The organism is Phenylobacterium sp., assembly GCF_036402295.1.
Classification (GTDB): Bacteria; Pseudomonadota; Alphaproteobacteria; order Caulobacterales; family Caulobacteraceae; genus Phenylobacterium.
Genome location: NZ_DASWTE010000333.1, coordinates 1 through 4756, shown reverse-complemented (window position 1 = coordinate 4756; position 4756 = coordinate 1). Strand labels below are relative to the sequence as shown.

Below are 4756 nucleotides of genomic sequence, written 5' to 3'. Positions count from 1 at the left end.
CGGGCTTCCTGGATCGCGATCGCTTCCTTGTTGGTGTCGATCACGAACATCAGGTCGGGGATGCCGCCCATGTCCTTGATGCCGCCGAGGCTCAGCTCCAGCTTGTCCTTCTCGCGGTTGAGCTGCAGCAGCTCCTTCTTCGAACGGCCCTGGCCTTCGCCGCTCACCACGGTGTCCAGCTCGCGCAGGCGGGCGATCGAGCCCGACACGGTGCGCCAGTTGGTGAGCGTGCCGCCCAGCCAGCGGTGGTTCACGTAGTATTGGGCGCAGCGCTTCGCGGCCGTGGCGATCGGCTCCGAGGCCTGGCGCTTCGTACCCACGAACAGGATGCGGCCGCCGCCGGCGGCGACTTCGCGCACCTTCACCAGGGCCTGGTGCAGCAGCGGGATCGACTGCGACAGGTCGATGATGTGGATGTTGGAGCGCGAGCCGAAGATGTACTTGTCCATCTTCGGGTTCCAGCGGTGCGTCTGGTGGCCGAAGTGGGCGCCGGCTTCGAGCATCTGGCGCATGGAGAATTCAGGCAGAGCCATAGTCTGTATCTCGTCTTTCTTCCGGTTGGACCGCCGCGGGCAACCCTCCCGAAGGAGGACCGGAACGGACTGGACGGGATGTCTCCCCGTCAGGCCCGCACACCCGCGTGTGGATTGGAGCGGCGCATGTAGTTGGAAAGCGCCGGAAAATCAACTCCCTTCCCTCGAACGTACCGAGGGTGGCGACTACCGCCGCTTGTCGCAGGCGTTCACGTACACGCTTGTCTCGCAGGGCTTGGCCCCAGCGGACGGTGGCTTGGGCGACGCGTAGACGGAGCCCGGCTTGTACGGCTGATAGGGCTTGAAGCCGCCGCCGGCGTCCGGCGCGCCGTAGATCCTGGGCTGGCTGCTGCTGCTGCTGCCGACTGGCGGCGCGACGCCATAGTCTCGCGGCTTGCTCGCCGAGGCTGCAGGAGACCCGTAGGGCTTGCCGAAGCCGGTGCTCGCGGGCGCCTGGGCCAGCGCTGGGCCCCCGGCCAACACGGTCGCCGCGGCCAGAGTGGTAATCAACTTCAAGGCGCGATCCTCCGTAGTTCGTCTCAGAGAAGCCGAAGCTTGGCCATGACGTCCAGCTAAAGATCTTCCACGAACACCACCCCCGGCGCCGTCTTCACCGCCCCGCGGATCGCGCCGTCCAGGGTGAACCGACCGGGCAGTCGCAGTTCCACCTCGCGGCCGCCGCCGAGCTGGGCGGTCAGCACCACCTCGCCGCCCCGGCCGTTCGACACGCCGAGGCGCTTCTTGATCGCCTCGATCTCGGCGCTGGGCGAGACGTGGACGCGCAGGCCCGCCACCACGTTCTCGACCGCCTTCTCCACCGGCTCGACGTCGTCGCCGAAGAAGCGGACTTCGCCGTCGCTGGCCTTGGCGCGCACCTTCAGGGACACCGCCTTGCCGGGCTCCAGAAAGTCGCGGCACTTCCTGAGCGACTCCGGCGGGAACAGCACCTCGTACTCGCCCGTCGGGTCCGAGAAGGTGACGAAGGCGAACTTCTCGCCCGAGCGCGACGGCCGCTCCTGCTTGCGCCGCACCACGCCCGCCATCCGTAGCGCCTCGGCGCCCGCCACCGCCTTCGCGATCGCGTCCGTGAGCAGGTCGGTCCGCTTGCGCCGCAGCGCCTCCACCATGTCGTCCAGGGGGTGGCCCGACAGGTAGAAGCCCACCGCCGCCAGCTCCTCGTCCAGCCGCTCGGTCGGGGTCCAGGCGTCGCGTCGGGGCATCTTGCGCTGGGTGGCGACCCGAGCGTCCGACTTGTCCGAGGCGAACAGGCCCGCCTGTTCCGACGTCTCCCGCTCGTTCACGCTGACGCCGTGGGCCACCAGGATGTCGGCCGCCTCGATGAGTTGCGCGCGGTTCGCGTGGATGGCGTCGAACGCGCCCGCCCGCGCCAGGGTCTCGAACGTGCGCTTGTTTATCAGCTTCGGGTCCACCCGCTCGACGAAGTCGAAGATGTCGGTGAACGGCCCGCCGGCCTCGCGCGCCTCCACCACGTGCTGCATGGCCTGCAGGCCCACGTTGCGGATCGCGCCCAGGGCGTACAGCACCTCGCCCTCCACCACGTCGAAGTCGGCCATCGAGCGGTTCACGCAGGGCGGGCGGATCTTCACGCCGAAGCGCTTGGCGTCCTGGTAGAACACCGACAGCTTGTCGGTGTTGGCGATATCCAGGCTCATCGAGGCGGCGAAGAACTCGACCGGCGCGTTCGCCTTCAGCCAGGCCGTCTGGTAGCTGACCACGGCGTAGGCGGCGGCGTGGGACTTGTTGAAGCCGTAGCCCGCAAACTTGTCCACCAGGTCGAAGATCGCGCCGGCCTGCGCGCCCGGCACGCCCTTGGCCTCCGCGCCCGAGACGAAGCGGGCGCGCTGGAGGTCCATCTCCTCCTTCTTCTTCTTGCCCATGGCGCGACGGAGCAGGTCGGCCTCGCCCAGGCTGTAGCCGGCCAGGATCTGGGCGATCTGCATCACCTGTTCCTGGTAGACGATGATGCCGTAGGTCTCCTTCAGCACCCCTTCCAGCGTGGGGTGCAGGAAGTCGATCGCCTTGCGCCCGAACTTGCAGTCGATGAAGGCCGGGATGTTGTCCATCGGGCCGGGGCGGTAGAGCGCGCCCACGGCGGTGACGTCCTCGATCGAGCCGGGCCGGAGCTGGCGCAGGGTGTCGCGCATCCCCTGGCCTTCCAGCTGGAAGACCCCGATGGTGAGCGCGTTGCTCATCAGCTCGTAGGTCTTCTCGTCGTCCAGCGGCAGCGCCGCCATGTCGACCGCCGCTCCGCGCTTTTCCAGGTACTTCACCGCCCGGTCGATGACGGTGAGCGTCTTCAGGCCCAGGAAGTCGAACTTCACCAGCCCCGCGCTCTCCACCCATTTCATGTTGAACTGGGTGGCGGGCAGGTCCGAACGCGGATCGCGATAGAGCGGCGTCAGCTGCGTCAGCGGCCGGTCGCCGATCACCACGCCGGCCGCGTGGGTCGAGGCGTTGCGGTAGAGGCCCTCCAGCTGCAGCGCGATCTCCAGCAGCCTCGCCACCGCCTCGTCGCGGCGGCGCTCCTCCTGCAGCCTGGGCTCGATCTCGATAGCCTGGGCCAGCGTCACCGGGTTGGCGGGATTGGCCGGCACCATCTTGGCCAGCCGGTCCACCTGGCCCAGCGGCAGCTGCAGCACGCGGCCCACATCGCGCAGCACGGCGCGCGCCTGCAGGGTGCCGAAGGTGATGATCTGGGCGACCTTGTCGCGGCCGTACCGTTGCTGGACGTAGGTGATCACCTCCTCCCGCCGCTCCTGGCAGAAGTCGATGTCGAAGTCGGGCATCGACACGCGCTCGGGGTTCAGGAAGCGCTCGAACAGCAGGCCGTACTGCAGCGGGTCGAGATCGGTGATGGTCAGCGAATAGGCCACCAGCGAGCCCGCGCCCGAGCCGCGTCCCGGCCCCACGGGGATGCCGCGCGCCTTCGCCCACTTGATGAAGTCCGACACGATCAGGAAGTAGCCGGGGAACCCCATCTGGGTGATCACCTGGATCTCGCGCTCCAGGCGGGCCTCGTAGTCGGCGACGGGGAAAACGTTGGCGCGGCCGGCGGCCATCCGCTGCCGCAGGCCTTCGCGCGCCTGGGCCGCCAGTTCGTCGGCCTCCGACCGCTCGCCGGCCGTGAACCGCGGCAGGAGCGGGTCGCGCTTGTTGACCATGAAGGCGCAGCGCCGGGCGATATCCAGCGTGTTGTCGCAGGCTTCCGGCAGGTCGGCGAACAGCGCCCGCATTTCGGCCGCCGACTTGAAGCCGTGCTCGGCGGTCACGCGGCGGCGCTCGTCCTGGCCCACGAAGGCCCCGTCGGCGATGCACAGCAAGACGTCGTGCGCCGCATAGGCCTGGGCGTTCTTGAAGTAGACGTCGTTGGTCGCGACGAGAGGAACGTCCTCCTCGTAGGCGAAGGCCACCAGACCCGCCTCGGCCGCGGCTTCGGCAGCCGCCCCGTGCCGCTGCAGCTCGACGTAGAAGCGGTCGCCGAACGCCCGCTTCATCTCGCCGAGCGCCGCGCGGCCTTCCTTGATCTTACCGGCCGCGAACAGGTGATCCACCGGACCGTCCGGCCCGCCCGACAACAGGATCAGCCCCTCGCTCAGCTCGCACACCTTCGCCCACGGCACGTGCGGCTCGTCGCTGGCCTCGATCTCGAGATAGGCGATCGAGGAAAGGTCGCAGAGGTTCAGGTAGCCCCGCTCGTTCTGCGCGACGAGCATCACCGTCGGGACCTTGGCCCATCGCTCGGGCAGCGCCTCGCCCACGCCCCGCACCGGCAGCGCGCACCCGATGATCGGCTGTACGCCCTCGCCCTTGGTGGCGACGGAGAATTCCAGCGCGCCGAACAGATTGGCCCGGTCGGCGATGGCCACCGCCGGCATGCCGTCGGCCTTGGCGAGTGCACCGATCTTGTCGGCCTTGATGGCGCCTTCGAGCAGCGAATAGGCGGAGCGGACCCGGAGGTGGACGAACCCTTCGTCGCTTCCCCCCACCAAGGCCGCCTCCCCCATCCGCATGGCGGTCAGCTCACGAGGCCGGCCACCGAACACACCAGCCAGACAAAGCTGGCCACCGACGCAAAGGCCAGCGATTCCCGGGCCAGACGAACCATCTTCGCCATCCTCTTGTTGAGCGCCTGTGGAGAAGCTGTGGGCGCGTTCCGGGTTCGTTCTTATTCCTCTTTTGTTCTCATCGTCAAGCCTGTGGAT

Annotated in this window: 4 protein-coding genes; 1 reads left to right on the top strand and 3 read right to left on the bottom strand. The window is 68.4% G+C overall.

Going from position 1 to position 4756, the window contains the following annotated elements; translation table 11 throughout:
* The 3 genes from rpsB to dnaE form a co-directional block, all read right to left on the bottom strand.
* Positions 1 to 533 (bottom strand): 30S ribosomal protein S2 (gene rpsB / locus VGD44_RS19795; RefSeq protein ID WP_331090100.1); only part of this gene is annotated, 533 nt, incomplete at its 3' end.
* 186 nt (positions 534 to 719) lie between these two features.
* On the bottom strand, positions 720 to 1049 hold the full coding sequence (locus VGD44_RS19790) for a hypothetical protein (protein WP_331090099.1): 330 nt from the start codon (positions 1047 to 1049) through the stop codon (positions 720 to 722).
* A 56-nt stretch (positions 1050 to 1105) separates the two neighbouring features.
* A complete protein-coding gene (gene dnaE, locus VGD44_RS19785) occupies positions 1106 to 4543 on the bottom strand; it encodes a DNA polymerase III subunit alpha (protein ID WP_331090098.1) in 3438 nt (1145 codons plus the stop codon).
* On the opposite strand from dnaE, the gene VGD44_RS26580 reads away from it, so the two are divergent.
* The coding region (locus tag VGD44_RS26580; RefSeq protein WP_331090097.1) for a hypothetical protein at positions 4511 to 4756 on the top strand (246 nt) is incomplete at its 3' end. The two genes, dnaE and VGD44_RS26580, sit on opposite strands and share 33 nt — an antisense overlap.